A 25,446-nucleotide genomic window follows, 5' to 3' on the forward strand; every position below is an offset into this window, starting at 1 on the left:
GCCTTCGACATCATCTTCTTCTGGGTCGCCCGGATGATGATGATGGGCCTCAACTTCATGGACGAGGTGCCGTTCAAGGACGTCTACATCCACGCCATCGTTCGCGACGAGAAGGGCGCGAAGATGTCGAAGTCGAAGGGCAACGTCATCGACCCGCTGACGCTCGTCGATCAGTACGGTGCCGATGCGCTGCGCTTCACGCTGGCGGCGATGGCCGCGCAGGGGCGCGACATCAAGCTCGCCACCTCCCGCGTCGAGGGCTATCGCAACTTCGCGACCAAGATCTGGAATGCCGCGCGCTTCGCCGGGATCAATGGCTGCGCCCGCGCGGAAGGCTTCGACCCGGCCGCGGTGAAGCTGCCGCTCAATCGCTGGATCCTGAGCGAGGCGGCGACGGCGGCCGAGGAGATCGCTGCCGGCATCCCGAGCTTCAAGTTCAACGAGGCCGCCGGCGCAGCCTATCGCTTCGTCTGGAACCAGTTCTGCGACTGGTATCTCGAACTCGCGAAGCCCCTGCTGCAGGGCGAGGGCGTCGATGCCGCCGAGAAGGCGGAGACGCAGGCGACGGTCGCCTTCGTCATCGACCTGATCTGCCAACTGCTCCACCCCTTCATGCCGTTCCTGACCGAGGAACTCTGGGCCCAGAAGGCCGGCGTCGGCGCGCCCCGCAAGCTCGCAGCCGGCGACGACGCGCTGGTCTGCCTGACGCGCTGGCCGGATCTGTCCGCGCTGAAGGATGCGGCGGCGGAGGCCGAGATCGGCTTCGTCGTCGATCTCATCTCCGACATCCGCTCGGTCCGCTCAGAGGTGAACGTGCCGGCTGCGACGCAAGCGCCGCTCGTGCTGGTCAACGCGTCGGAGGCGACGCGCGCGACGATCGCCGCCTGGGCTCCGATGATCGGCCGGCTCGCGCGCGTCTCGGACATCGCCTTCGAGGCGGCGGCGCCGGCCCAGTCGGCCCAGATCATCGTGCGGGGCGAGGTGGCGGCGCTGCCTTTGGCGGGGCTGATCGACCTCGATGCCGAGCGCGCGCGCCTGACCAAGGAGCTCGCCAAGCTCGCCCAGGACATTCTCGTCGTCGAGAAAAAGCTCGGCAATCCGGACTTCATGGCGCGCGCGCCAGAGGAGATCGTCGAGGAGAACCGCGAGCGCAAGGCAGCCGCTGAGGCGCGCAAGCTCAAGGTGGCGGAGGCGCTGGAGCGGCTCGCATAAGCCGCAGCGTTCCGCATTCACGCCACGCCGCTGTCGTCAAATCGACGTTGCGGCATGAGAAGGACTCGCTTTCGACACGGTGCGCCGGTTATATGCGCGGAGCGCAGCGCTGCCATGCGTGGCGTCCCGGCGTGAACAAGGATCGGCTGACCCACACCCATGCTCAAGCGTGCTTATGACTGGTGCGTCTCCTATGCCTCGCACCCGGCCGCTCCCTGGCTGCTTTTCGCACTGACCTTCGTCGAAAGCTCGGTCAGCCCCCTGCCGCCATTGCCGCTGCTGCTGCCGATGTGCATCGCCCGGCCGGACCGGGCCTGGTTCTATGCCGGGGTCTGCTCCCTGGGCGCGATCCTGGGCGGTTATGTCGGCTACGGCATCGGCTTCCTGCTCTACGACTCGCTGGGCGCTTGGCTGATCGGCATCTACGGCCTGCAGGACAAGGCCGCGCAGCTGATCGCCACCTCGCAGGATTACTGGTTCTGGGTGCTGGTCACGAAGGGCCTGACGCCGATTCCGTTCAAGATCGTGACGATCATGTCCGGCTTCCTGCATTTCGACCTCTGGAAGTTCACGATCGGCATGGTGGTCTCGCGGGCCAGCTTCTTCCTGATGATCGCCCTGGCGCTGCGCTTCTATGGCGACGACATCCGCATCTTCATCGAGAAGCATTTGCCGGCGGCGGCGCTCGGGCTGCTGGTCGTGGTGGTCGGGGGGTTCTTCGTGCTGCCGATGGTGCTTTGAGGCCGCAGCGCTCACGTCGTTTGTGGCCCGACTGCAACAGCGGGCCATCATCGAAAGGGTTGCGGCCCCCATGTGCCGCATTCGCCGCGAAGCCGCCACAAACCGACCTCAGCAAAAGTGCCTGTTGAGCCCGCTCGATGAATTCGAACAGGCACAACGCGGGTCGCCCGGAATGGTTCCGGGCAGCCTGGACCTTTCGGCGATGGGCCGGGAGGCGGACCGGCAGAAGCCGGGCCGGAACACGGATCGGGATCGATGCAGGCCAGCGTCTGGCGCAGCACGGATCGGAAGGGCCGGATCACCGGCCTTCATTCCGATTCAGCGGCCTTCCCTGCTTCTGTCCGCTCCCCGATCGGCCGCCTGATCACAGGATTGATCGGAGTCGGCCTTTCTGGCGCCGAAGTTGCAACATGTTCTTCCCGTGTAAAGGCTTGTGGCAGCGGCAGGGCCGCGGGGCTCGAGGAGCTCCGGCGCGTCGTACCTCTGGCAACGTCACTCCCAGGAAGGGCGGCAGACATCCATCGTCATGCGGATCGCTGAGCTTACCATAGCCTGCCTGGTTCTGACCTTGGGCGGCCTGCAGGCCGGCCGGGCGCAGGACTTCGCCAATGGCCAGCCGCCGCTGCCGCCGCGTCCGATTCCCGGAATCGCTTTGCCGGAGCCGGGCGACCCGGTGCCGGCCTCGCCGCTGGCCGGCGCAGCGACCGTCGCCCCCGCGCCCAACGCGCCGGCGGCCCATACCGCCCTGCCGATGATGCCCTTCACCAATGCCCGCGACGCGCTGCGGGCTTGGATGCGCGATTCCACGGCCGGCGATCAGGCGGGCGCCATGCGTGCGCTCGAATATGCCGCCTCGCAGGGGCATGTCGCCGCGCAGTTCAAGCTCGGCCGCATCTATGCCGGCGGCGAGGGCGTACCGGCGAACGATCTCAAGGCTTTCGAGTATTTTTCGAAGATCGCCGACGAAAATGCCGATGCAGTGCCCGGCACGCCGCAGGGCCGCATGGTCGGCAATGCCTTCGTGGCGCTGGGCGGCTATTTCAGCGACGGCATCAAGGGCACCTATGTGAAGCCCGACGCCAACCGCGCCTTCGACATGTTCCACTATGCCGCCTCCTATTTCGGCGACCCGGACGGGCAGTACAATCTCGCCCGACTCTACATGAAGGGGCAGGGCACCCATCGCGATCCGCGCCAGGCCGCCCGCTGGATGAAGCTCGCGGCAGAGAAGGGCCATGCGCCCGCGCGCGCCGCCTTCGGCGAGATGCTGATCCGCGGCGGGGACGGCGTGCCGCGCCAGCCGGCACTCGGACTGATGTGGCTCGCCATGGCGCGCGAGGGTGCCGATCCGGTGCGCGAAACCTGGATTATCGAGCGGCACGATGCCGCTTTCGCTGCCGCCTCCGCCTCCGACCGCGCGGCCGCGATGGCGCTGGTGGAGCGTCAGCAGGGCGCGGCGAGCCCGTCCGAGCCGGGCCAGCAGCCGACTCTTCAGCGCACGCAGCGCTGAGCGCACCTAGACGGGGCTCAGCCCAGTTCGATCAGCACCGGCACATGGTCCGAGGGCTTCTCCCAGCCCCGGACATGCTTGGCGATCCGCACCCCGGAGAGCCGGTCGGCCGCTTGCGGCGAGAGCAGCAGATGGTCGATGCGGATGCCGTTGTTCCGCTGCCAGGCGCCGGCCTGGTAATCCCAGAAGGTGTAGAGCCCCGGCGCGTCCGTGGTGGCCCGGAGCGCGTCGGTGAAGCCGAGATCGAGCAGCGCCCGAAAGGCGGCGCGGGTCTGCGGCAGGAACAGTGCATCGCTCACCCAGGCGCCGGGATCGCGCGCATCGCGCGGCTCCGGGATGACGTTGTAGTCGCCGGCGAGGACCAGCGGCTCCTCCTGCTGCAGCAGCAGGCCGGCATGCGCCGTCAGCCGCTTCATCCAGTTCAGCTTGTAGGGGTATTTCTCCGTGTTGGGCGGATTCCCGTTCGGCAGATAGATCGAGGCCACCCGGACGACGCCATCGCCGAAGGGCAGCACGCCTTCCAGATACCGCGCCTGCTCATCGCCATCGTCGCCCGGCAGACCCCGGCGCACGTCCTCCAGCTTGCTGCGGCTGAGGATGGCGACGCCGTTGAAGGTCTTCTGGCCGTGGGTTTCGACCTGCCAGCCGGCCGCCTCGATCTCCGCACGCGGAAAATCGGCATCGACGCACTTGATCTCCTGAAGGCAGAGCACGTCCGGCTCCGCCTCCCTCAGGAAATCCAGCAGATGGCCGAGCCGCTGGCGGACCGAGTTGACGTTCCAGGTGGCGATGCGCACGAAACCGCTCCGAGGTCGGATCGCCCGCGGGCGACGCGGGCGTCGGCCTCTGGGCTGCTGTCGTCATCGATTACAGGCTGGGCCTGCCGGGGTCGAGCCATCGCAAGCGCCGAACAAAAAAGCTCCCCGCGACGGCGGGGAGCCCGATGCCATGCGCTGGCGCGCAATCCTGTCAGGTGCGTGAGCCGCCCCCGTCTCAGGGGCAGGAGCGGACCACGCCGCCATTGGCGATATAGGTGCCGGTCTCGGGGTTATAGGTGCGGAAGCGGCGCGAGCAATAGGCGACGGCATCCACATCCTCATCCGTATAGCCATAGGCCGGGGCCGGAGCGGTGTAGACCGGGCGCGGTGCTGCGAGAGCCCCCGCGGCGAGGGCGCCGCCAATCACGCCGGCGGCGATGCCCGCGCCGACCGCAGGCCCACGGCGATAGCCGCCGTAATAGCGCGGGCCGTAATAGCGCGGACCATAATAGCCATAGCGGCGCCACTGCACCTGTTCCACGAGCGGGGCCGATGCGGCGCCGGCGACCGCGGCCTGGGACGGCGAGAGCGGCGCGGCCGAGGCCGGGGCGGCAAGGGCGGTCGCTCCGGCGAGGGCGGAGGCGATGACGAGCGTCTTGATCATGACGGAACTCCTTTCCACTTCAAATGCGAGGGGTGGGACCATGTTCCAAGGACCTGCGAAGATTCTAGCGCTTCCGCCTCCAGCCTCCAAGAAGCGCGAGGGAGGAAGCGGTAATGGCGCCGTCACAAGCGCGTGCTTTTCCTCGCGCGAGACAGGGCAGCGCGCGCTTGCGCGGGGCTGATTCTGCATCCATCTACCTCGCAGCGCCCCCGCTCCCTATCACTGTATCGAAGGACAACGACACTGCCATGGCGTCTCCGGCCGGACCCTCTTCTCCCCGCACGCTGCCCGGCCCGATGAAGCCGCTGCCGTCGCTGATCTTCGGCAGCCGCTGGCTCCAGCTGCCGCTCTATATCGGCCTGATCGTGGCCCAGTGCGTCTATGTGTTCCTATTCCTGAAGGAGCTCTACCACCTCGTCACGCACGCCTTCGAATTCAGCGAGCAGCAGATCATGCTGGTCGTGCTGGGGCTGATCGACGTGGTGATGATCTCGAACCTGCTGATCATGGTGATCGTCGGCGGCTACGAAACCTTCGTCTCCCGCCTGCGGCTGGAAGGCCATCCCGACCAGCCGGAATGGTTGAGCCACGTCAATGCCAGCGTGCTGAAGATCAAGCTGGCGATGGCGATCATCGGCATCTCGTCCATCCATCTGCTGCGCACCTTCATCGAGGCGGGCAATATCGGCGGGTTAGGCCGCACAACGAACTACACGGAAGCCGGCGTGCTGCTGCAGACGATGATCCATGTCGTGTTCATTCTATCCGCCATCGGCATCGCCTGGGTCGATCGCATGACGGCGCATCCCGGCAAGGGGCATTGACCAACGTCATTGCGAGCGTCAGCGAAGCAATACAGGAGACGTAGAGTTCCGCTGCCCCCGGATTGCTTCGTCGCTGCGCTCCTCGCAATGACGCAAAGGGTCCGTTTTACTGCCCACGCTCGCTGCGCGCGGCGAAGCGGATCGCCTCCTCGGCGGCGCGAAACAGCGCGCTGGCCTTGTTGACGCATTCCTGCTGTTCGGAGGCCGGATCGGAGTCGTAGACGATTCCGGCTCCGGCCTGCACATGCATGGTACCGTCCTTGACCACGGCGGTGCGCAGCACGATGCAGGTATCCATCTCGCCATTGGCGCCGAAATAGCCGATGCAGCCGGCATAGGCACCGCGCGCATCCCGCTCCAGCTCGTCGATGACCTCCATCGCACGCACCTTGGGCGCGCCGGAGACCGTGCCGGCCGGAAAACCGGCGATCAAAGCCGCCAGCGAGTCGTGGCCCGGCGCGATGCGTCCCTCGACATTCGAGACGATGTGCATCACCTGGCTGTAGCGCTCGATGAAGAAGGAATCGGTCACCTTCACGCTGCCGATTTCGGCGACGCGGCCGACATCGTTGCGGCCGAGATCAAGCAGCATCAGATGCTCGGCGCGCTCCTTCGGATCGGCCAGCAGCTCGGTCGCCAGCGCCTCGTCCTGCGCCGGATTCGGGCCCCGCCGCCGCGTGCCGGCGATCGGCCGGATGGTGACCGTGTCGTCCCGCAGGCGGACCAGGATCTCCGGGCTCGAGCAGACGATCTGGAAATCGCCGAAATCGAGATAGCAGAGAAAAGGCGCCGGGTTCACACGCCGCAGCGCGCGATAAAGCGCGAAGGGCGGCAGTGCGAAAGGCGCCTCGAAGCGCTGCGACAGCACGACCTGGAAGATATCGCCCGCGCGGATGTACTCCTTCGCCTTCGCCACCATGGCGAGATACTCGGCCTCGCCGGTGTTGGAGGTCGTCACGGGCTCCGGCAGGCCGGCGATGTCGATCGCGGCCTCGGATGGCAGAGCGCCTTCGAGGGCGCGGGCGACCGCGTCCAGCCGCTCCTGAGCCCGCTCATAGGCATGGCGGGCGGCGATGCCCGGCTGATGGCGCACGGGGGTGACGAGATGGATCTCGTCGCGAACCGCGTCGAACACCACCATCAGCGTCGGCCGGGTGAGGATCGCGTCGGGCACGCCTGTACCGGTGTCCTTCGGCTCGGGCAGGCGCTCCATCAGCCGCACCATGTCGTAGCCGAGATAGCCGAAGACGCCGGCCGCCATCGGCGGCAGATCGTCGGTCTCGGGGATCGCGCTCTCGGCCAGCAGCGAGCGCAGGCTCTCGAAGGCGGGGCGCGGATCGTCGAGAAACGCCTCGCCCAGCGCCGGGCGGGAGATGGCGGCCTGCCCGCGATGGCAGCGCCAGATCAGGTCCGGCTCCAGCCCGATCATCGAGTAGCGACCGCGCACGGCCCCGCCCTCGACCGATTCCAGTAGGAAGGCAGGGCCGGTCGTGGCGTGGCGCAGCTTCAGGAAAGCGGCGACCGGCGTCTCGCAATCGCCGACGAGCACGCGCCGCAGCAGCTGGGGCGCGCCGGCATCGTAAAGCGGCGCGAAATGCGCGAACTCGTCGGAGTGAAGCGTCGTCAATTCTGCGCGCCTCCGGTAGCGTTGCGGAAGGCCGCTTCGTTGATGCTGGTGCCGAGCTCCGACTGGCGCCGGGCCACATATTGGCGCAGCAGATCGTCACCGAGCGCCGAGGACAGCGCCTTGATCAAATTTTCGGATTCCTGCGTGGTGCGGATGAAGGGCGGCACGCTCGCCGCATCGACCTTGAACAGCACGCGCCCGCCATCGCTGCCGCCGGCCGAGCCGCTCTTGCCGGCATAGGTGCCGAAGATCTGGCTGACGACATTGGCGGGCAGCTCCGGCCGCTGATCCTGCCGCCCGAGATCGGTCGCGGTCTCGGGCGTGAGACCAGCGGAGGCGGCGACGGCCGCGAAGTCCTCGCCCTTGTCCAGCCGCTCGACCAGCTCGCGCGCCTTGGTGGCGAGCCTCGACGCGGTCTCGTCGGCGCGCCACTGCGTCTCGACCTCGGCCTTGACCTCCTCGAAGGGGCGCTCGCGCGCGGGGTCGATCTTGCTCACGTCGAACCAGACATAGCCGCCGTTCTGGGGCAGGCGGATCGCCTCATTGTCGACGCCGAGATCGGAGGCGAAGATGCCGCGCAATGTCGCATCGCCGCCGGGCAGGGCGGCCTCCTTGCCGCCATCCGGCTTCGTCATCGCCTGGCTGACAGGTCCGACGGGGCGAAGCGCCAGGCCGAACTGCTTGGCGATCTCGGCGAGCGGCTTGGCGGAGGAGCGCTCGTCCTCGATGCGGTCGTGCAGCTCGGTGATGCGGCTCGTGGCGCGGCTCGCCGCGAGCTCCTGCTTCACCTGGGCCTCGACCTCCTCGAAGGGCTTCACATGCTGCGGGTCGATCTTGGTCACGCGCAGCAGCACGATGCCGAAGGCGCTCTTCACAGGGGCGCTGACGGCGTTCTCCTCGAGCGCGAAGGCGGCCTCGCGCACGGCCGGGTCGAAGATCTGGTCGCGCGTGAAGGTGCCGAGCGTCAGGTCGGAGAAGGAGACGTTCCGCTCGGTCGCGATCTCGTCGAAGGTCTCGCCGCCCTCGATCTTGGCCTTGGCGGCCTTGGCGTCCTCCTCGTTGGGGAAGCCGATCTGCTGGACGGTGCGCGTCTCCGCGGTGGTATAGCGGGCCTTGTCGGCCTCGTAGCGCGCCTTGGCCTCGGCATCCGTCACCTTGGCCGGGTCGGCGAGGCTGTCGGCCGTCAGCGCCAGCACCGAAGCGGTGCGGTATTCCGGAGCGCGGAAGGAGATCTTGCGCTCGTTGTAGAAGGTCTTGAGCTGGTCTTCGGTGGGTGTCGGGATCGCGCCGGCCGCGCTCGGGGGCAGGCGGGCGAAGGTAACGGCGCGCTTCTCGTCCCGCAGCCGCGCGCCGATCTCGGCGAGCGCGACGGGGACGGTGAAGCCGCCCGTGACCATCTCGGCCAGCTCCTGGCGCAGCACGGCCTGCCGCTGGATCGCGACATAGCTCTGCTCGGTATAGCCATTGGTCCGCAGCAGCTCGTTGAAGCGCGCCGCGGAGAACTGGCCGGACGCATCGCGGAAGACCTGATCATCGAAGATCAGATTGCGGATCGTCTCGTCGGAGACTGCCAGGCCCATGCCCTTGGCCGTCTGGTCCAGCGTCGCATCGGCGAGCAGGCGCGAGAGCACCTGCCGGTCAAGGCCGAGCGCACGCGCCATCTCCGGCGAGATCGCGCGACGCTGCTGGCGCGTGAGGTTCTGGATCTCGTTCTGATAAGCGGTGCGCATCTGCTCGATGCCGATCTCGGTCTTGCCGACCTTCGCGACCTCGTTGCGGCCATAGCCGCGGAAGATGTCGCCCACGCCCCAGATCGCGAAGGCGAGGATCAGGACGCCGAACAGGAGGCTGATCACCAGCTTGCCGAAAAAGCCCTGGCTCGCCTTGCGGATGCCCTGCATCATCATGAAAACGGTCTTCCCTGAACCTGTTCGCGCCGCGCGACACGGGGCCGCGCGCGTTATGCCGGCGCCGCTTATAGGAACCGCGAGGCAAAGCCGCAATCGCCGCGCTGCCGTGCCGAAGCACGCATCCTGCCCCTTTCCATGCGATTGCGGCGGCGCGCGGGCGTTGCTACAGCCGGCGAAGCCAATTTCGGAGGATCGACGTGACGCGCAGCATCAGGCCGCTGGTTGCCGGCAACTGGAAGATGAACGGGCTCAAGGCCGATCTCGGCATCGCCGCGGCGGTCGCCCAGGGCTACGGCGCCGGCCTCAAGGCGGCCGTCGATCTCGCCATCTGCCCTCCGGCGACGCTGCTCTTCACCGCGAGCGCGGCGCTCATCGGCTCGCGCATCGCCACCGGCGGGCAGGATTGCAGCGTCCAGCCCTCCGGCGCCTTCACCGGCGAGATCTCGGCCGCGATGCTGGCCGATGCCGGCGCCACCTTCTGCATCGTCGGCCATTCCGAGCGACGCACCCTGCATGGCGAGACCGATGCGACGGTGAAGGCCAAGGCCGTCGCCGCCCGCAAGGCGCTGCTGGTGCCGATCGTCTGCGTCGGCGAGACGCGCGAGGAGCGCGAGGCCGGCGAAGCCCTGTCCGTGGTGCGTCGGCAGCTCGAGGGCTCGGTGCCCGAGGGGCTGGACGGCGCCAGCCTCGTGATCGCCTATGAGCCGGTCTGGGCCATCGGCACCGGCCTCACCCCGACCGCGGCCGACGTCGCGGAGATGCACGCCTCGATTCGCGCCGATCTCGGCCGCATCCTCGGCGAGGCTGCTGCCGCAGGCGTGCGGCTGCTCTATGGCGGCTCGGTCAAGCCCTCCAACGCCGCCGAGTTGATGAACGTGCCGCATGTCGATGGCGCGCTGGTCGGCGGGGCGAGCCTCAAGGCCGAGGATTTCCTGGCGATCGCCCAGGCTTGCGCCTGAGCGGGCGGAACTCTTCGCCTCAGCAACTGGACACACTCCGCTTCGGAGAAGGGGCGGGGGTGGCGTGGCGGGAACGCGCATGCTATGTGCCCCGCCGAATTCACCTCGTCCATGAGGAGGAGCGGGTGGTCCCTTGCGGCGGCCCGCGCCACGCCCATTTCGTGAGACCATGCAGAACGTTCTGATCGTCATCCATCTGATCATCGTCATCGCGCTCGTCGGCGTCGTGCTGCTGCAGCGTTCCGAGGGCGGCGGGCTCGGCATGGGCTCGGGCGGTGGCGGCGGCGTCGGCGGCTTCATGACCGGGCGAGGCCAGGCCAATGCGCTCACCCGCGCCACGGCGATTCTCGCCGCGCTTTTCTTCCTGACCTCGATCGTGCTGGCGATCGTCGCCAATCGCGGCCGCGTGCAGCGCTCGATCATCGATGGCGCGCCTGCGACCACGGCGCCCGCCAATCCGGCCGCGCCGAGCGCGCCCAGCGCACCGAATGCCGGTGGCGTGCTCGACCAGCTGCGCCAGCTCCAGAACCAGAACCAGGGTGGCGCCCAGCCGCCGACGCCATCGGCTCCGGCCCCGGCGCCGCAGCAATGACGAAGGCAGGGGCCGGGAAACCGGCCCTTCTCTTTTGACGTGGAGCGGGGCCGGGCGACCGGCCTTCTCTTTTGTGGACAAGCGCTCATGGCAGGGCGGGACTGCTCGGCCGGCGCTTAGCGAATCGATTTCTAGGCGATAGAGGAGAACTCCCATGACGCGGTATGTTTTCATCACCGGCGGCGTGGTGTCCTCGCTCGGCAAAGGCCTGGCGGCGGCGGCTCTCGCGGCCCTTCTCCAGGCGCGTGGCTACACGGTCCGCCTGCGCAAGCTCGACCCCTATCTCAACGTCGATCCGGGCACGATGAGCCCGTATCAGCACGGCGAGGTCTTCGTGACCGACGACGGGGCGGAGACCGATCTCGACCTCGGCCATTACGAGCGCTTCACCGGCCGGCCCTGCAACCGGGGCGACAACATCACCACCGGTCGCATCTACATGGACATTCTCACCAAGGAGCGGCGCGGCGACTATCTCGGCGCCACGATCCAGGTGGTCCCCCACGTCACCAACGCGATCAAGGAATTCGCGCTGGACGGCAATGAGGGCTACGACTTCACGCTAATCGAGATCGGCGGCACCGTCGGCGACATCGAGAGCCTGCCCTTCCTGGAATCGATCCGCCAGATCAACCAGCAGCTGCCGCGCGGGCAGTGCATCTTCATCCATCTCACCCTGCTGCCCTATATCCCGACCGCGGGCGAGCTGAAGACCAAGCCCACCCAGCATTCGGTGGCGGAGCTGCGCTCGATCGGCATCCAGCCCGACATCCTGCTCTGCCGCACCGATCGCGAGATCCCGCGCGAGGAGCGTCGCAAGCTGGCTCTGTTCTGCAATGTCCGCGAGACCGCGGTGATCGAGGCGCGCGATGCCGCCTCGATCTACGACGTGCCGCTCTCCTACCACGCCGAGGGGCTGGACACCGAGGTGCTGGCCGCTTTCGGCATGGACGCGACCGGCGCGCCCGACATCTCGAACTGGAAGCGCATCTCCGACCGGGTGAAGAACCCGGAAGGCGAGGTCACCATCGCCGTCGTCGGCAAATATACCGGCATGAAGGACGCCTATAAGTCCCTCATCGAGGCGCTGACCCATGGCGGCATCGCCAACAACGTGAAGGTCAATCTCGACTGGATCGAATCCGAGGTCTTCGAGAAGGAGGATCCGACCCCCTTTCTCGACCATGTCCACGGCATCCTCGTTCCCGGCGGCTTCGGCCATCGCGGCGCCGAGGGCAAGATCAGGGCGGCGACCTTCGCAAGGCAGCGCAAGGTGCCCTATTTCGGCATCTGCTTCGGCATGCAGATGGCGGTGATCGAGGCGGCGCGCTCGCTCGCCGGCATCGAGAACGCCAACTCGACCGAATTCGGCCCCGCGCAGGAGCCGGTGGTCGGCCTGATGACCGAATGGATGCGCGGCAACGAGCTGGAGCAGCGCGCCGCCAATGGCGATCTCGGCGGCACGATGCGGCTCGGCGCCTATGCCTCGACGCTGGCGGCCGGCTCGAAGATCGCGCAGATCTACGGTTCGACCGAGATCTCCGAGCGCCACCGCCACCGCTACGAGGTCAATATGGGCTATCGCGAGCGGCTGGAAGCCAAGGGGCTGCGCTTCGCCGGTCTTTCGCCGGACGGGTTGCTGCCGGAGACGGTCGAATATCCGGACCATCCCTGGTTCATCGGCGTCCAGTACCACCCCGAGCTGAAATCGCGCCCCTTCGAGCCGCACCCGCTCTTCGCCAGCTTCATCGAGGCGGCAAAGGTCCAGAGCCGGCTGGTGTGAGGCCGGCCAGGCTGGCGTAAGCCCGGTGGCATGCCTAGGTTGACAGGGTCTGTTCTCACGGAGCCTGCCATGCCGTCCTCTTCCAACCCTCGCGGTCTCGATCACCTCGTCATCGCCGTGCGGGATCTCGATGCCGCTGGCGCATTCTATGAAAGGCTGGGCTTCACGGTCGGCACGCGCAACCGCCATCCCTGGGGCACCGAGAATCGGATCGTCCAGTTTCCGGGCTCCTTCCTGGAACTGGTGACGGTCGCAGACGCCGCGGCGATCCCGCCTCATGGCCAGCGTAGCTTCTCCTTCGGGGCCTTCCTGCACGATGCGCTGGCCCGGCAGGGCGAGGGGCTGTCGATGCTGGTGCTGGAGGGGCAGGATGCGCAGGCCGAGGCGGCCGCGTTCCGGGCCGACGGCATCGGCGATTTCGAGCCCTTCTTCTTCGAGCGGCAGGGCAGGCGGCCCGATGGCTCGACCGTGCGCGTCGCCTTCGAACTCGCCTTCGCCGCCGATCCGCAGGCGCCCGAATGCGGCTTCTTCACCTGCCGCCAGCTCGAGCCTCAGAATTTCTGGAACCCGGACTTCCAGAGTCATCCCAATGGCACGACGGCTCTGGCCGGGGCGATCATGCTGGCGGAAGACCCGGCGCTGCATCGCGCCTTCCTGACCGCCTTCAGCGGCGGTGCGGCGGTGCTGGAGGGCAATGCCGATTACATCGTCGCCCTGCCGCGCGGCCGGATCGACGTGCTCGACCCGGAGGCGGCGCAGGCGGCGTATCAGATCGGGCCGGACACGACGCCGGCGCGCTTCCTCGGCTTCTGCGTGGCGGTGCCCGATCTGGCCGCGATCGCGGACCGGCTCGAAAGCGCGGGGCTGCCATTTATCCAGAACGAGGAGCGGGTCTTCGTGGCGGCGGAGGATGCGATGGGCTGCCTGATCGCGTTCGAGCCGGCTTAGACCTCGCTGCGGGCCGGTCTTTACAGCCATCCTTCGAGACGCCGCTTCGCGGCTCCTTAGGAGCAGGGCTCAAGAAGGATCGCAGCCATCACGCCGCCGCGCTCGTCCTCTCCGCCGGCAGGGAGGCGAGCAGCCCGATCAGCGCGCGGTCGTGCAATACGACCATGCGCTCCTTAGGCTTCAGCCAGATCGCTGCGTCCTCGATCGCCTCGGCATCGACGAGCTTGGCCTGGGCGACGGCGCGGTCGGGCTCGATCTCGCCGCGGCGGCGCGGCTGCGATTCCGGCAGCATCAGCTCATGGGCGTGGCGCAATTCGGCATCGGCATGCAGCGCCTTGAGGCCGTCGGCATCGTCGAAGCCCGCCTCGGCGAACTCGGCCTGGAGCGCGTTGGCGCGCAGCACGATCGGCGGCGGCTCGCCTTCCTCCGGGGTCAGCAGGAGCTTGCGGCGCTTCAGCCAGAGGCCGATGGCGAGCTGGCCCGAAGCCCAGGACAGCGGGATCGCCAGCACGAGGCCGACGATGGTCGGCGACATCCAGGCGAAGAGCGAGGTCGCGATCAGGAAGGCGGAGAGGCCGGCGACCAGCCCCAGCAGGGTGTGGGTGCGATGGCGCCGCACGATGTCCCTGAACGGGATCGAGCCGTCATCGCGCCGCTGCGGGTTCCAGCCCGTGTCGCGCCCGAGCAGGATCTGGAAGACCGAGCCGGACTGGATCAGCATCATGATCGGCGCGAAGAAAGCCGAGAACAGCACCTCGATCAGCGCGGACAGGATCAGCCGGATCGCGCCGCCGCCGGCGCGCCGCAGTCGCGTGCGGAACAGCGTCAGCAACAGGCCGAACAGCTTGGGCGCGAGCAGGATCGCCATGGTCAGCGCAAAGAGGCGCAGGGCGCGCTCGGGGTCGAAGCGCGGCCAGACCGGGAAGAGGGTGAATTCCTGCGTGAAATACTCCGGCCGCGCGTAGTTCACCTGCAGCACGATCAGGATGCCGACGACGAGCTGCATCAGCCAGAACGGCGAGGCGAGATAGCCCGCGATGCCGGTGGCGAAATGCTGGCGCGTCGGCAGGACGAATCCCTTTGCGCCGATGATGCGCGAATGCTGGAGATTGCCCTGCGCCCAGCGCCGGTCGCGCACCGAGATGTCGATCAGCGAGGGCGGGCTCTCCTCATAGGAACCGGTGAGATCCGGCAGCATGTAGACCGACCAGCCGGCGCGGCGGATCAGCGCCGCCTCGACAAAGTCGTGGCTCAGCACATGGCCGCCGAAGGGCGGCTTGCCCTTGAGATCCGGCAGACCGCAATGATCGGCGAAGGCCTTGGTGCGAATGATCGCGTTGTGGCCCCAGTAGTTGCCGTCGCGGCCGGACCACATGGCGAGCCCCGTCGCGATCACCGGTCCGTAGACCCGTGCCGCGAACTGCTGGAGCCGGGCGAAGAAGGTGTTGCGGTTGATGATGAGCGGCAACGACTGGATGATGCCGGCATCTGGGTCCGCCTCCATCGCGGCGGCGAGGCGCACGATGCAGGTTCCGGTCATCAGGCTGTCGGCGTCGAGCACGACCATATGCTCGTAATGGCCACCCCAGCGCGTGACGAAATCGGCGATGTTGCCGGCCTTGCGGTGGTGGTTCTTTGGCCGGTGGCGATAATAGACCCTTGAATTCGGGCCCAGCCGCTCGCGCAGCGCGAGGAAGGCCCGCTCCTCGGCCACCCAGATGTCCGGATTGGTCGTGTCCGAGACGATGAAATAGTCGAAATGCGCGCCCAGCCCCGTGGCCTCGACCGATTCGCGGATTGCGGCCAGCGCGGCGAAGGTCCGGGCGGTCGACTCATTGTAGACCGGCATCACGACGACGGTGCGCTGGGTGAGGCCCTCGGCATGCGGCGCCTTGCCGGCGCCGAAGAGGACGCCGAAAAAGCCCAGAACCGCACTGGTGAAGGCCAGTGCAATCCATGAGAAGTTGAGCGTGAACAGCGCCAGCAGCACATATTGCAGCGAGGTCGTCCGGCTGACCGAGACGACGTGATACATCTCATAGGCGCCATAGGCTGTGAGCGCGAGGCCGCCGCCGAAGACGAACAGCCGCATCAGCCAGGGCGTCGTCCAGTTGGCGGGGTTGGCCGGGGCGCGACGCTCGGCCTTGGACCAGACGCGGAAGGACTGCACCGGCATCACCAGCCGGCTTTCCGGCGGCGTGGCCGGCTCATGGGCGGGGTTGTAGCGCATCTCGGCCCCCGAGGCCTCCGGCCGCAGGTCGCTCACCACGTCCATCGATTCAACCAGGTTTCCGAAATCGGCTGATTGCCGGATTGCAGGACGAGCCTGAGCTCGCAGAGGGTTTCGTTGCCGGGGTCGATCTCGAAGCCGACCCGCATCAGCTTGCGCTCCGGATAGGGCCAGATGCGCAGGTTCTGGACGGTTCCGGGCTGGGTCGTGACCATCGCCTTGGCCGCCGCGACCAACGCCGCGTCACCCAGCTTCTCGCCGGCGAATTCGACGACGAAGCGGCGCCGGCGCCCTTGCGAGCCGCGGCCCTGGCGCATGCGGGTAGCGATGGCCAGTTCCGGCCGCTCCGGCGGCTGCCAGCACCAGGCCTGGCGGTAGCTCACCGTGATCTCGCCGCCCGCCGGCACCGCCTGCTTGGGCCGCCAATACATGATGATGTTGTCGTTCTGCTCGGAATCGCTGGGGATCTCGATGAGCTGGACCGAACCCGCCCCCCAATCGCCCAAAGTCTGCATCCAGATGCTGGGACGCGATTCGAAGCGCTGGTCGTCGTCGAAGAAGGCGCCGGGGTCGCGCTCGCGCTGGACGAGGCCGAAGCCCTTGGGGTTGTCGTCGACGAAGGACGAGACCTGCAGCGCCGAGGGGTTGCTCACCGGCCGGTAGATCCATTCGCCGCTGCCGGCCTGCATCTGCACGCCCGAGACCTCGTAGATGGAAGGGCGGATATCGTCGAAGGTTCGCCGGCTCTGCGGGCCGGCGAAGAAGGTGCCCATCGCGCAGCCGAAGCCGATATGCTCCAGCGCCTGACGGGCGAAAAGCGTCGTCTCGACATCGATGAAGGTGACGTCGCCCGGCCGCAGCGTCATCCGCACCGCCCCCGTGACGCTTTCGGAATCGAGCAAACCGTGGATGACGAGGGCGGCGGTCGCCGGGTTCGGCCGCTCGATCCAGAAGGCCCGGAAGAACGGGATTTCCTCGCCGCGCTGCTCGCCGGGCCGCACGATCAGGGCGCGGGCGATGGCGCCGAAATTCTGGCCGCGCGCGATCGCCTTGAAGAAGGTCGCGCCCTGGAAGCTCGCCACGTCGAAGGGCCGCTCCAGCCCGGTCGAGATCCGCATGCCGGAGAATTGCAGGTCGGCATTGGTCGGCGGCGGCGTGATCTTGCCGTAGTCGAACTTGCTGCGATCGAACCCGACGCGGCGGATGACTTCGTCCTCGACCGTGAACAGGCTCACCGGATTGGAGAAGACATAGCCGCGATGCAGCGGCTCCACGGTGAAGCCGCGATTCTCCCCGGCCCAGATCGCGGCGGCGGGCTGCAGGCGGATGCCGGAGAACTGGTCGAAGGGCAGGCTGGCATAGCCGTCCGGCAGGTCGCTCGCGATGAGCGGAATCAGCGGCTTCTGCGCCAGCATCTTGGCCGCCTCGACCACCTTGGCGGGGTCGAAACGCTGCCCGTCGGTCAGCGTCTGGATGGTGAAGGCGCCGGCCCCCGTGGGGGTCTGCGCGGCGGCGGGTGCGGCAACGCTCATCATGGCGGCGCCGGTCGCCGCAACTTCGAGAAATTGCCTGCGATTCAAGGACTTCGACATCTCACCCAAACTGCGTGGGACCCGGTCCGGATCCACGGCGCTTCTAGAACATTTCCGATGGGGCTGGAAGCAGCCGGCGCAGCAAAAACCACGCCGCCGGCATGGCGCCGCACCCGCTCCGCGATCGGCCCCACGCGATCGCGATGCGACTTTGGCAAAAGCCGCGAGGATCGGCTATCCACGGCGCCTGCGACTCCCGCATGCGGGAATTGCGGGCTGACGCGGTCACGGGCCGACAGGAAACCAGAAACATGACGGAAATGCAGTCTGCGCGCTCCTGCCTCGCCATCATTCTCGCGGCCGGGGAAGGGACGCGGATGAAATCGGCCCGGCCGAAGGTGCTGCACGAGGTCGCCGGGCGCTCGCTTCTGGGCCACGCGCTGGCGGCCGTCGAGGCGGCGGGCGCCTCGGCCGTCTGCGTGGTCGTCTCGCCCGAGCGGCCCGAGGTCGGGGCCGAGGCGCTGACCCGCTATCCGGCCGCGACGCTCGCCTTTCAGACCGAGCGGCTCGGTACCGCCCATGCCGTACTGGCCGCGCGCGAGGCGCTCCAGGCGGGCTACGACGACGTCATCGTCGCCTTCGCCGATACCCCGCTCGTGAGGCCGGAAACCTTCCGTGCGCTACGGGACGAACTGGCCGCGGGTGCTGCGGTGGCCGTGCTCGCCTTCGCGGCGAAGGACCCCACAGGCTATGGCCGTCTCGTCCTGTCCGACTCGCAGCTGGAGTCGATCGTGGAGCACAAGGACGCCACCCCCGAGCAGCGCCGCATCGTGCTCTGCAATGCCGGGCTGATGGCGCTCTCTGGCGCCCAGGCGCTGCCCATTCTCGAATCGATCGGTGACGACAACGCCCAGCGCGAGTTCTATCTTCCCGATGCGGTGAAGGTCGCGCGCTCGCGCGGGCTTAAGGCGACCCATACGCGCGCGCCGGAAGACGAGGTGATGGGCGTCAACGACCGCCTCCAGCTCGCCGCCGCCGAGGCGCGGTTCCAGGCCCGCAAGCGTGATGAAGTGATGGCGCAGGGGGCGACGCTGATCGCCCCGGAAACGGTCTTCTTCTCCCACGACACCGCCATCGGCCGCGATGTCGTGATCGAGCCGCATTGCGTTTTCGGCCCTGGCGTGAAGGTGGCCGATGGCGCGGTGATTCACGCCTTCTCGCATCTGGAAGGCGCCGAGGTCGGCCCCGGCGCCAGCGTCGGCCCCTATGGCCGCCTGCGTCCGGGTGCGAGGCTGGCGCAGGGCGCCAAGGTCGGCAATTTCGTCGAGATTAAGGCGGCCGAGATCGGCGCCGGCACCAAGATCAGCCATCTGACCTATATCGGCGATGCGAGCATCGGGGCGGGCGCCAATATCGGGGCCGGGACGATCACCTGCAATTACGACGGCTTCAACAAGGCGAAGACCGTCATCGGCGCAGGCGCCTTCGTCGGCTCCAACTCGTCGCTGGTCGCGCCGGTCTCGATCGGGGAGGGGGCCTATGTCGGCTCCGGCTCGGTCATCACCGAGGACGTTGCCGCCGATGCGCTGGCGGTCGGCCGGGCGCGGCAGGTCGAGAAGCCGGGCTGGGCCAGCCGGTTTCGGGCCGCCGCCGCGGCGCTGAAGGCGCGTCGCGCCAAGGCCTGAGGCCACGGCGTTCGGCCACCGTTCAGCCTTGGGCGGTCACAGTTCGACATGCAGATTGATTAGGCGGGCTGGCGTTTCGCGGCTATCTCCTGCCGCATCGTCACGTTTTCAAGAGGTTCGCCCATGTGTGGCATCGTCGGGATTCTCGGCAAGGAAGCGGTCGCGACCCAGGTCGTCGAGGCGCTGCGGCGGCTCGAATATCGCGGCTACGATTCTGCCGGTGTCGCGACGCTGGAAGCAGGCCGGCTGGCCCGCCGCCGGGCCGAGGGCAAGCTGAAGAACCTGGAAGTCCGGCTTTCGAACGAGCCGCTCGACGGCATGATCGGCATCGGCCACACCCGCTGGGCGACGCATGGCAAGCCCAACGAGGTCAATGCCCACCCGCACGCGACCGAGAAGCTCGCGGTCGTCCATAACGGCATCATCGAGAATTTCCGCGATTTGCGCGCCGAATTGCAGGCCGACGGCTATGTCTTCGAGACCGAGACGGACACCGAGATCGTCGCTCATCTCGTTACCCGTGAGCTCGATCGCGGCAAGACGCCGGTAGATGCGGTGGCGGCCAGCCTGCCGCGCCTCAACGGCGCCTTCGCGCTCGCCTTCCTGTTCCAGGGCGAGGAAGACCTGCTGATCGGCGCCCGCAAGGGCTCGCCGCTGGCGGTGGGCATCGGCGATGGCGAGATGTATCTGGGCTCTGACGCGCTGGCGCTGGCGCCCTTCACCAATCTCATCGCGTATCTCGACGAGGGCGACTGGGTGGTGCTGCATCGGCGCGGCGCCACCTTCTACGACAAGACCAATGCGATCGTGCAGCGCCGCGCCCAGCGCGTCGCCTCCGGCGCCTTCCTGGTCGAAAAGGGCAATCACCGCCACTTCATGGCCAAGGAGATCTATGAGCAGCCCGAGGTCGTCGGCCATACCTTGACGCAATATCTGGACATGGCCGCCGGCAAGGTGCGCCTGCCCTTCGGAGACAAGATCGACTGGAAGAGCCTCTCGCGGCTGACGATCGGCGCCTGCGGCACCTCATTCTATGCCGGGCTGATCGCGAAATACTGGTTCGAGCGTCTCGCCCGCCTGCCGGTCGAGATCGATGTCGCGTCCGAGTTCCGCTATCGCGAGGCGCCGCTGCCGGAGAACGGGCTGGCGCTGTTCGTCTCGCAATCGGGCGAGACGGCCGACACCCTGGCAGGGCTGCGCTATGCGCGTCAGAACGGGCAGGGCATCCTGTCCATCGTCAACGTTCCGACCTCGAGCATCGCGCGCGAGAGCGATGCGGTGGCGCAGACGCTCGCCGGCCCGGAGATCGGCGTCGCCTCGACCAAGGCTTTCGTCTGCCAGCTCGCCGTCTTTGCCGCATTGGCGCTGGCTGCCGCGCGGGCGCGCGGCACGCTTTCGGCCGAGGACGAGGCCCGGCATGTCCAGAACCTGATCGCCCTGCCGGGGCTGATGGCCAAGGCGCTGGCGCTGGAGCCGCAGATCGAACAGCTGGCGCAGAAGCTCTCGCGCGCCAGAGACGTGCTCTATCTCGGGCGCGGCACCAGCTTTCCGCTTGCCCTGGAAGGCGCGCTGAAGCTCAAGGAAATCAGCTATATCCACGCCGAAGGTTATGCGGCGGGCGAGCTCAAGCACGGGCCGATCGCGCTGATCGACCCCGAGATGCCGGTGATCGTCGTGGCGCCGCATGATGCGCTCTTCGAGAAGACCGCGTCGAACATGCAGGAGGTCGCCGCGCGCGGCGGGCGCATCATCCTCATCACCGACGAACAGGGCGCCGCCGAAGCCGGCATCGAGCCCGAGGCGACGATCGTGATGCCCGATATGGACCCGGTCTTCGCGGCGATCGTCTATGCGCTGCCGGTGCAGATGATCGCCTATCAGACGGCCGTCTATATGGGCAAGGACGTCGACCAGCCGCGCAACCTGGCGAAATCCGTCACGGTCGAGTGACGGGAGGCGGCACCCGCCGCCTCTCAGCCGCTTGCTTTTTCCTGGCGTTTCATCGCCTGCCAGAGGGCTTCCATCTCCTTGAGGCTCGCTTCGGCGGGGCTGCCGCCCTGTGCCTCCAGCGCCGCCTCGATCCCCTTGAAGCGGCGCTCGAATTTGGCATTGGCGGCGGCCAGCGCGCCTTCCGGCTCGGCGTCGAGATGGCGTGCCAGGTTGGCGACGGCGAAGAGCAGGTCGCCGACCTCCTCGCGCATCGCGGCCTTGTCGCCGGCGGCGAGCGCCTCGTCGACCTCGTCGATCTCCTCCCGGATCTTGGCGAGGACGAGCCTTGCATCGTTCCAATCGAAGCCGACGCTGGAGGCGCGCTGTTGCAACTTCCAGGCACGGGTGAGCGCTGGCAGGGTCTCGGCCACCCCCGCCAGCACGCCGCGATCCTCCTGCCTCGGCGGCAGGCCGGCAGCGGCGCGGGCAGCGGCCTTCTCGGTCTTTTCCGCGAGCTTGATGCGGTGCCAGAGCGTTTTCACCTCGGCCGGCGTCAGGTCGCGGGTCTCGCCGAAGACATGCGGGTGGCGGCGGATAAGCTTGGCGGTGATCGCCTCGACCACGTCCGGAAAGGCGAAAGCGCCTTCCTCTTCGGCCATGCGGGCGTGGAACACCACCTGCAGCAGCAGATCGCCGAGCTCGTCCTTCAGATCGACGAGATCGCCGCGCGCGATCGCATCGGCGACCTCGTAGGCCTCCTCGACCGTAAAGGGGGCGACCGAGGCGAAGTCCTGTTCCAGATCCCAGGGACAGCCGGTGCCGGGCGTGCGCAGGGCGGCCATGATCTCGATCAGCCGGGCGATGTCGCGAGAGGGCTGCAACGCTGCGAAACTCCGTGAACTGCGCTAGTCTCCTCCCATGATTCAAGTCACGCCGTCCATCGCGATCGACGAGAGCGAAATCGAGGAAAGCTTAGTGCGCGCCTCCGGTCCCGGCGGTCAGAACGTCAACAAGGTGTCGAGCGCGGTGCAGATCCGCTTCGACGCCCGCCATTCGCCGTCTCTGCCGAACGATGTCGCGATCCGGCTGATGAAGCTCGCTGGCAGCCGCCTGACGCAGGACGGGGTGATCGTCATTGTCGCGCAGAGCCAGCGCAGCCAGAAGCGCAACCGCGAGGAGGCGGTCGAGCGGCTGGTCGAGTTGATCCGCCAGGCATCCGTCAGGCCCGAGATCCGCCGCGCCACCAAGCCGACCAAGGCCTCCAAGGAGCGGCGCCTTGCCTCCAAGGAACGACGCTCCGGCGTGAAGGCGGGCCGGTCCCGGCCGGTGTCGGATTGATGGAGAGCGACGAGAAACCACGCCTGCAGAAATCGGCTCACGAAAAGCCGCGCAGGGTTCCCCGGCGCATCAGCGCCGATTATCTGCAGCGTGCCGCGATGCATTATCTGGAGCGCTATGCCGCGCCCGCCGAGCAGGTGCGGCGGGTGCTCCAGCGCAAGATCGTGGCCAGTTGCCGCCATCACGAACAGGACCCGGCGGCCTTCGCGGAGATGCGGGATGCGATTGTGGCGCGCTGCGTCTCGTCCGGTCTGATCGACGACGAACGCTTTGCGCAGGCGCGGGCCGCCAGCCTGCGCCGGAAAGGCCAGTCGGGCCGGGCGGTGGCGGCCAAGCTCGCGGCCAAGGGCGTTCCCCGCGACCTTGCCGCACAGGCCGGCGGCGATGACGAGGCCGCCGAGCGCTCAGCCGTGATGATCGCGGCTCGCCGCAAGCGCATCGGCCCTTGGCGCCGGCCCGACCGGCCCTTCGATCGGCAAAAGGAGGTCGCTGCCCTGGCGCGCGCCGGATTTTCAGCCGCGCTGGCCCGCGCCGTCGTCGATGGCGAAATCTCGCCCGAAAAGGCCGCCGGCTGAGCCCGGACGGCGGACGTCGAATCCGTCTGACGCCGGCAACCCGCCTGGCTCCGGCGATTCACTCCAGCTTGACCTGCGCTTCCCTCACAACCGCTCCCCAGCGCGCGACCTCGGCCTTGACGAAGGCGGGCAGGGCCTCCGGCTCCATCGTGGGGATCGGCGAGCCGTTGCGGGCCCAGGCGTCGGTCACCATCGGGGTCTTCAGGGCTTTGGCGACCTCGTTGCGCATGCGCGTGACGATCTCGGGCGGCGTGTTCTTCACCGCAAAGAGTGCATACCAGGTCGCGACCTCGAATTGCGGCAGACCGGCTTCCTTCGCGGTCGGCACATCCGGAATGGCGTCGGATCGCGTCGCCGCTGCCACCGCCAGCCCGCGCAGCCGCCCGGTCTGGATCTGCGGCGCGGACGAGCCGAGGCCGTCGAACAGCAGATCGACCTGTCCCGCGACGATGTCCTGCAGCGCGGGGCCGGCGCCGCGATACGGAACATGGGTCAGCCTCGTATGGGTTTGCAATTGGAACAGCTCGCCCGCGAGATGGTGCGTCGTCCCTGCTCCGGCCGAGGCGAAGTTCAGTTTCTCCGGATTTTTCCGGGCATAGTCGATCAGCTCCGACAGTGTTTTCGCGGGAACCGCGGGATTGACCACCACGACTTGCGGCGGCACCGCCACGAGGGCGATGGGGATGAAGTCAGTCTCGATATTGTAGTCGAGCTTCGGATAGAGCGCCGGTGCGATGGCGTGATGAGCCGCGCCGACGAAGAAGGTGTAGCCGTCCGATGCCGCTTTCGCCGCCGCCGATGCGCCAACCGTCCCGCCGGCACCGCCGCGATTCTCGATAATGACGCGCTGCCCCAGCAGAGGATCGAGCGCTGTGGCGAGCGGCCGGGCGAAGGCATCCGTTCCTCCGCCCGCGGGGAAAGGCACGATGAAGGTGATCGGGCGCTGCGGCCAGGACTGGGCCAGCGCAGGCGCGCCGGGCATGGCCGCACATGCGGCGAGCGCGGCCAAGGCCGCGCGGCGAGTGGTGGTCATGGGCGCTCTCCCTTGCACATGCAAAGCGGCTCTTTGCGGCCGATGGCCCATTGCGACACCAGGCGCGTGCCGCGGGCAACCTGCGGCGTCTACGACTTTAGATGCGCGCGACCGGCGCTGAACCCGAGCCTGTCCCGGGCGTTGCCTGCCACTCCGGCGCATGATCTGTGGAAGCGAGCGCAACTTCGGCCGGCGCCATCATCTTCGGCCGCTTGTGCCCATCGGGAAAGGATCCAAGCTTGAGCAGGCTCGACAGCTTCATCCGCCGCCTCGAGGCGCAGCGCCTCTTGCTGAACTGGGCGGCGGCGAGCATCGCCGGAACGCACGGGCCGGTGCTCGAACTCGGGCTCGGCAATGGCCGCACCTACGATCATCTGCGCGAGATGCTGCCGGGCCGCGACATCTATGTGTTCGAGAAGAAGCCGAGCCCCAATCCGCGCTCGATGCCGCCGGCCGACCGGCTGGTCGTCGGCGACATGGCCGAGACTCTGCCGATCTTCGCGCGCGATCATGCAGGTACGGCGGCGCTGATCCATGCCGACGTCACCACCGGCGTGCCGGAGAACGATGTGGTCGCCTTCGCCTGGCTGCCGGCGCAAATCGTCGCGCTGGCGCGGCCGGGCGCGCTCGTCGTCAGCGGCTGGGCGCTGACCGAACCGGCACTCCAGGCGGTCAGCCTGCCGGAGGGCGTGCCGGCCGGGCGCTATTTCGCCTATCGCGCCGGCTGAAGCCTGTCAGCGCGGCTTGGCCGGACCGGTCGCGATCGGCCTGTCGCTCGCGCCCCATTCGCTCCAGGAGCCGTCATAGAGGGCGCGCACCGGCTTGCCGATGGTCTCCAGAGCCGTGGCGAGGATCGCGGCGGTGACGCCCGAGCCGCAGCTGGTGATCACCGGCCGATCGAGATCTGTGCCCGCGTCTGCGAAGGCGGCGGCGAGGGCAGGCGCGTCCTTGAAGCGGCCATCCGCCACCAGCGCCGTTGCCTGCACGTTGAGCGCGCCCGGCATATGGCCGGAGCGCACGCCCGGGCGCGGCTCGGCCGCCTCACCGCGAAAGCGGTCGGCAGGGCGCGCATCGATGATCTGCGCCGAGCCGGCATCGAGCGCGCGCGCCACATCGTCGGCCGTGGCGACGGCTGAATGGTCGAGCCTCGCGGTGAAGCTGCGGGCGGCGCGGGCGCGCGGCGCGCCGTGCTCGATCGGCCGGTTCTCCTTCTCCCAGGCGGCGAAGCCACCTTCGAGAATCACCACGTCGCGGGCGCCGCAGGTCTTGAAGGTCCAGCGCACGCGCGGCGCCGAGAACAGGCCCGGCCCGTCATAGACAACGATCCGCATGCCGTCGCCGATGCCCAGCGCGCCGACGGCGGCGGCGAACGCCTCCGGGCGCGGCAGCATATGGGGCAGGTCGCTCGCGCTGTCCTTGACCGCGTCGATATCGAAGCGCACCGCGCCCGGAATGCGACGCTCGGCATACTCCGCAGCAGCGTCCCGGTTCTGTGCCGGCAGATACCAGGAGCCGTCCACCACCACGATATCGGGCGCGTCCAGCCGCTCGGCCAGCCAGGCGGTGGAAACGAAAACCGCGTCGTAAGCCATGATG

22 protein-coding genes are annotated in these 25,446 nt (G+C 68.0%); 13 read left to right on the plus strand and 9 right to left on the minus strand.

Annotated elements, in window-relative coordinates:
* The 3 genes from ACOJTB_RS01975 to ACOJTB_RS01985 all read left to right on the plus strand — a co-directional run.
* Nucleotides 1-1,212: class I tRNA ligase family protein (locus ACOJTB_RS01975; protein WP_420100838.1), on the plus strand; the 1,212-nt coding region annotated here is incomplete at its 5' end.
* A gap of 159 nt (nt 1,213-1,371) precedes the next feature.
* On the plus strand, nt 1,372-1,953 hold the full coding sequence (locus ACOJTB_RS01980) for a YqaA family protein (protein ID WP_420100839.1): 582 nt from the start codon (nt 1,372-1,374) through the stop codon (nt 1,951-1,953).
* A 526-nt stretch (nt 1,954-2,479) separates the two neighbouring features.
* Complete coding sequence (locus tag ACOJTB_RS01985; protein WP_420100840.1) at nt 2,480-3,463, plus strand: tetratricopeptide repeat protein; 984 nt, start codon at nt 2,480-2,482, stop codon at nt 3,461-3,463.
* A gap of 17 nt (nt 3,464-3,480) precedes the next feature.
* On the opposite strand, the gene xth is transcribed toward ACOJTB_RS01985, so the two are convergent.
* Together xth and ACOJTB_RS01995 are read right to left on the minus strand one after the other, a co-directional pair.
* Nucleotides 3,481-4,260 (minus strand): exodeoxyribonuclease III, encoded by a 780-nt coding sequence (gene xth, locus ACOJTB_RS01990; RefSeq protein ID WP_420100841.1) that lies wholly within the window; start codon nt 4,258-4,260, stop codon nt 3,481-3,483.
* A gap of 196 nt (nt 4,261-4,456) precedes the next feature.
* Entirely contained in the window at nt 4,457-4,885 is a 429-nt protein-coding gene (locus tag ACOJTB_RS01995; RefSeq protein WP_420100842.1) for a BA14K family protein, read from the minus strand.
* 248 nt (nt 4,886-5,133) lie between these two features.
* Between ACOJTB_RS01995 and ACOJTB_RS02000 the strand changes: the two genes are divergently transcribed.
* Nucleotides 5,134-5,709, plus strand: coding sequence for a TIGR00645 family protein (locus ACOJTB_RS02000; protein WP_420100843.1), 576 nt, complete (start codon nt 5,134-5,136; stop codon nt 5,707-5,709).
* A 106-nt stretch (nt 5,710-5,815) separates the two neighbouring features.
* Here ACOJTB_RS02000 and trpE read toward each other — a convergent pair whose 3' ends face one another.
* Entirely contained in the window at nt 5,816-7,336 is a 1,521-nt protein-coding gene (gene trpE, locus ACOJTB_RS02005) for an anthranilate synthase component I (protein WP_420100844.1), read from the minus strand.
* Nucleotides 7,333-9,243 carry a SurA N-terminal domain-containing protein gene (locus tag ACOJTB_RS02010; RefSeq protein ID WP_420100845.1) on the minus strand — a complete coding sequence of 637 codons (1,911 nt, stop codon included), beginning with the start codon at nt 9,241-9,243 and terminating at the stop codon, nt 7,333-7,335. The genes trpE and ACOJTB_RS02010 overlap by 4 nt, the downstream gene beginning before the upstream one ends.
* Nucleotides 9,244-9,443: 200 nt before the next feature.
* On the opposite strand from ACOJTB_RS02010, the gene tpiA reads away from it, so the two are divergent.
* The 4 genes from tpiA to ACOJTB_RS02030 all read left to right on the plus strand — a co-directional run bounded on the left by tpiA (nt 9,444) and on the right by ACOJTB_RS02030 (nt 13,528).
* On the plus strand, nt 9,444-10,205 hold the full coding sequence (gene tpiA, locus ACOJTB_RS02015; RefSeq protein ID WP_420100846.1) for a triose-phosphate isomerase: 762 nt from the start codon (nt 9,444-9,446) through the stop codon (nt 10,203-10,205).
* A gap of 169 nt (nt 10,206-10,374) precedes the next feature.
* On the plus strand, nt 10,375-10,797 hold the full coding sequence (gene secG / locus ACOJTB_RS02020) for a preprotein translocase subunit SecG (protein WP_420100847.1): 423 nt from the start codon (nt 10,375-10,377) through the stop codon (nt 10,795-10,797).
* Between the two features lie 154 nt (nt 10,798-10,951).
* The gene (locus tag ACOJTB_RS02025; RefSeq protein ID WP_420100848.1) at nt 10,952-12,580 is read left to right on the plus strand and encodes a CTP synthase; all 1,629 of its coding nucleotides are present in this window, start codon (nt 10,952-10,954) and stop codon (nt 12,578-12,580) included.
* 69 nt (nt 12,581-12,649) lie between these two features.
* Nucleotides 12,650-13,528, plus strand: a complete 879-nt coding sequence (locus ACOJTB_RS02030; RefSeq protein WP_420100849.1) for a VOC family protein — start codon at nt 12,650-12,652, stop codon at nt 13,526-13,528.
* A gap of 88 nt (nt 13,529-13,616) precedes the next feature.
* Here ACOJTB_RS02030 and mdoH read toward each other — a convergent pair whose 3' ends face one another.
* Both mdoH and ACOJTB_RS02040 read right to left on the minus strand, forming a co-directional pair.
* A complete protein-coding gene (gene mdoH / locus ACOJTB_RS02035) occupies nt 13,617-15,803 on the minus strand; it encodes a glucans biosynthesis glucosyltransferase MdoH (RefSeq protein ID WP_420100850.1) in 2,187 nt (728 codons plus the stop codon).
* Nucleotides 15,791-17,290 carry an OpgD/OpgG family glucan biosynthesis protein gene (locus ACOJTB_RS02040; RefSeq protein ID WP_420100851.1) on the minus strand — a complete coding sequence of 500 codons (1,500 nt, stop codon included), beginning with the start codon at nt 17,288-17,290 and terminating at the stop codon, nt 15,791-15,793. Before ACOJTB_RS02040 ends, mdoH begins: the two co-directional genes overlap by 13 nt.
* 320 nt (nt 17,291-17,610) lie before the next feature.
* Here ACOJTB_RS02040 and glmU point away from each other — a divergent pair, with 320 nt between their 5' ends.
* Both glmU and glmS read left to right on the plus strand, forming a co-directional pair.
* The gene (gene glmU / locus ACOJTB_RS02045; RefSeq protein ID WP_420100894.1) at nt 17,611-18,975 is read left to right on the plus strand and encodes a bifunctional UDP-N-acetylglucosamine diphosphorylase/glucosamine-1-phosphate N-acetyltransferase GlmU; all 1,365 of its coding nucleotides are present in this window, start codon (nt 17,611-17,613) and stop codon (nt 18,973-18,975) included.
* Between the two features lie 123 nt (nt 18,976-19,098).
* Nucleotides 19,099-20,925, plus strand: coding sequence for a glutamine--fructose-6-phosphate transaminase (isomerizing) (gene glmS / locus ACOJTB_RS02050; RefSeq protein ID WP_420100852.1), 1,827 nt, complete (start codon nt 19,099-19,101; stop codon nt 20,923-20,925).
* 23 nt (nt 20,926-20,948) lie between these two features.
* On the opposite strand, the gene mazG is transcribed toward glmS, so the two are convergent.
* Complete coding sequence (gene mazG / locus ACOJTB_RS02055; protein ID WP_420100853.1) at nt 20,949-21,785, minus strand: nucleoside triphosphate pyrophosphohydrolase; 837 nt, start codon at nt 21,783-21,785, stop codon at nt 20,949-20,951.
* A gap of 37 nt (nt 21,786-21,822) precedes the next feature.
* Between mazG and arfB the strand changes: the two genes are divergently transcribed.
* Both arfB and ACOJTB_RS02065 read left to right on the plus strand, forming a co-directional pair.
* A complete protein-coding gene (gene arfB / locus ACOJTB_RS02060; RefSeq protein ID WP_420100854.1) occupies nt 21,823-22,242 on the plus strand; it encodes an alternative ribosome rescue aminoacyl-tRNA hydrolase ArfB in 420 nt (139 codons plus the stop codon).
* The gene (locus tag ACOJTB_RS02065) at nt 22,242-22,817 is read left to right on the plus strand and encodes a regulatory protein RecX (RefSeq protein ID WP_420100855.1); all 576 of its coding nucleotides are present in this window, start codon (nt 22,242-22,244) and stop codon (nt 22,815-22,817) included. Before arfB ends, ACOJTB_RS02065 begins: the two co-directional genes overlap by 1 nt.
* 58 nt (nt 22,818-22,875) lie before the next feature.
* Here ACOJTB_RS02065 and ACOJTB_RS02070 read toward each other — a convergent pair whose 3' ends face one another.
* Complete coding sequence (locus ACOJTB_RS02070; protein ID WP_420100856.1) at nt 22,876-23,850, minus strand: Bug family tripartite tricarboxylate transporter substrate binding protein; 975 nt, start codon at nt 23,848-23,850, stop codon at nt 22,876-22,878.
* 239 nt (nt 23,851-24,089) lie between these two features.
* Between ACOJTB_RS02070 and ACOJTB_RS02075 the strand changes: the two genes are divergently transcribed.
* On the plus strand, nt 24,090-24,578 hold the full coding sequence (locus tag ACOJTB_RS02075) for a class I SAM-dependent methyltransferase (protein ID WP_420100857.1): 489 nt from the start codon (nt 24,090-24,092) through the stop codon (nt 24,576-24,578).
* A 6-nt stretch (nt 24,579-24,584) separates the two neighbouring features.
* On the opposite strand, the gene sseA is transcribed toward ACOJTB_RS02075, so the two are convergent.
* Nucleotides 24,585-25,442 (minus strand): 3-mercaptopyruvate sulfurtransferase, encoded by an 858-nt coding sequence (gene sseA, locus ACOJTB_RS02080; RefSeq protein ID WP_420100858.1) that lies wholly within the window; start codon nt 25,440-25,442, stop codon nt 24,585-24,587.
* Between the last annotated feature and the right edge of the window lie 4 nt (nt 25,443-25,446).

This window comes from Allobosea sp. (assembly GCF_048595345.1).
GTDB lineage: Bacteria > Pseudomonadota > Alphaproteobacteria > Rhizobiales > Beijerinckiaceae > Allobosea.

Coding starts and splice junctions, on each gene's coding strand:
- ACOJTB_RS01980 (WP_420100839.1), top strand. CDS start 1,372: ATGCTCAAGCGTGCTTATGACTGGTGCGTCTCCTATGCCTCGCACCCG.
- ACOJTB_RS01985 (WP_420100840.1), top strand. CDS start 2,480: ATGCGGATCGCTGAGCTTACCATAGCCTGCCTGGTTCTGACCTTGGGC.
- ACOJTB_RS01995 (WP_420100842.1), bottom strand. CDS start 4,885: ATGATCAAGACGCTCGTCATCGCCTCCGCCCTCGCCGGAGCGACCGCC.
- ACOJTB_RS02000 (WP_420100843.1), top strand. CDS start 5,134: ATGGCGTCTCCGGCCGGACCCTCTTCTCCCCGCACGCTGCCCGGCCCG.
- ACOJTB_RS02010 (WP_420100845.1), bottom strand. CDS start 9,243: ATGATGATGCAGGGCATCCGCAAGGCGAGCCAGGGCTTTTTCGGCAAG.
- secG (WP_420100847.1), top strand. CDS start 10,375: ATGCAGAACGTTCTGATCGTCATCCATCTGATCATCGTCATCGCGCTC.
- ACOJTB_RS02025 (WP_420100848.1), top strand. CDS start 10,952: ATGACGCGGTATGTTTTCATCACCGGCGGCGTGGTGTCCTCGCTCGGC.
- ACOJTB_RS02030 (WP_420100849.1), top strand. CDS start 12,650: ATGCCGTCCTCTTCCAACCCTCGCGGTCTCGATCACCTCGTCATCGCC.
- mdoH (WP_420100850.1), bottom strand. CDS start 15,803: ATGGACGTGGTGAGCGACCTGCGGCCGGAGGCCTCGGGGGCCGAGATG.
- ACOJTB_RS02040 (WP_420100851.1), bottom strand. CDS start 17,290: ATGAGCGTTGCCGCACCCGCCGCCGCGCAGACCCCCACGGGGGCCGGC.
- glmU (WP_420100894.1), top strand. CDS start 17,611: ATGCAGTCTGCGCGCTCCTGCCTCGCCATCATTCTCGCGGCCGGGGAA.
- glmS (WP_420100852.1), top strand. CDS start 19,099: ATGTGTGGCATCGTCGGGATTCTCGGCAAGGAAGCGGTCGCGACCCAG.
- arfB (WP_420100854.1), top strand. CDS start 21,823: ATGATTCAAGTCACGCCGTCCATCGCGATCGACGAGAGCGAAATCGAG.
- ACOJTB_RS02065 (WP_420100855.1), top strand. CDS start 22,242: ATGGAGAGCGACGAGAAACCACGCCTGCAGAAATCGGCTCACGAAAAG.
- ACOJTB_RS02070 (WP_420100856.1), bottom strand. CDS start 23,850: ATGACCACCACTCGCCGCGCGGCCTTGGCCGCGCTCGCCGCATGTGCG.
- sseA (WP_420100858.1), bottom strand. CDS start 25,442: ATGGCTTACGACGCGGTTTTCGTTTCCACCGCCTGGCTGGCCGAGCGG.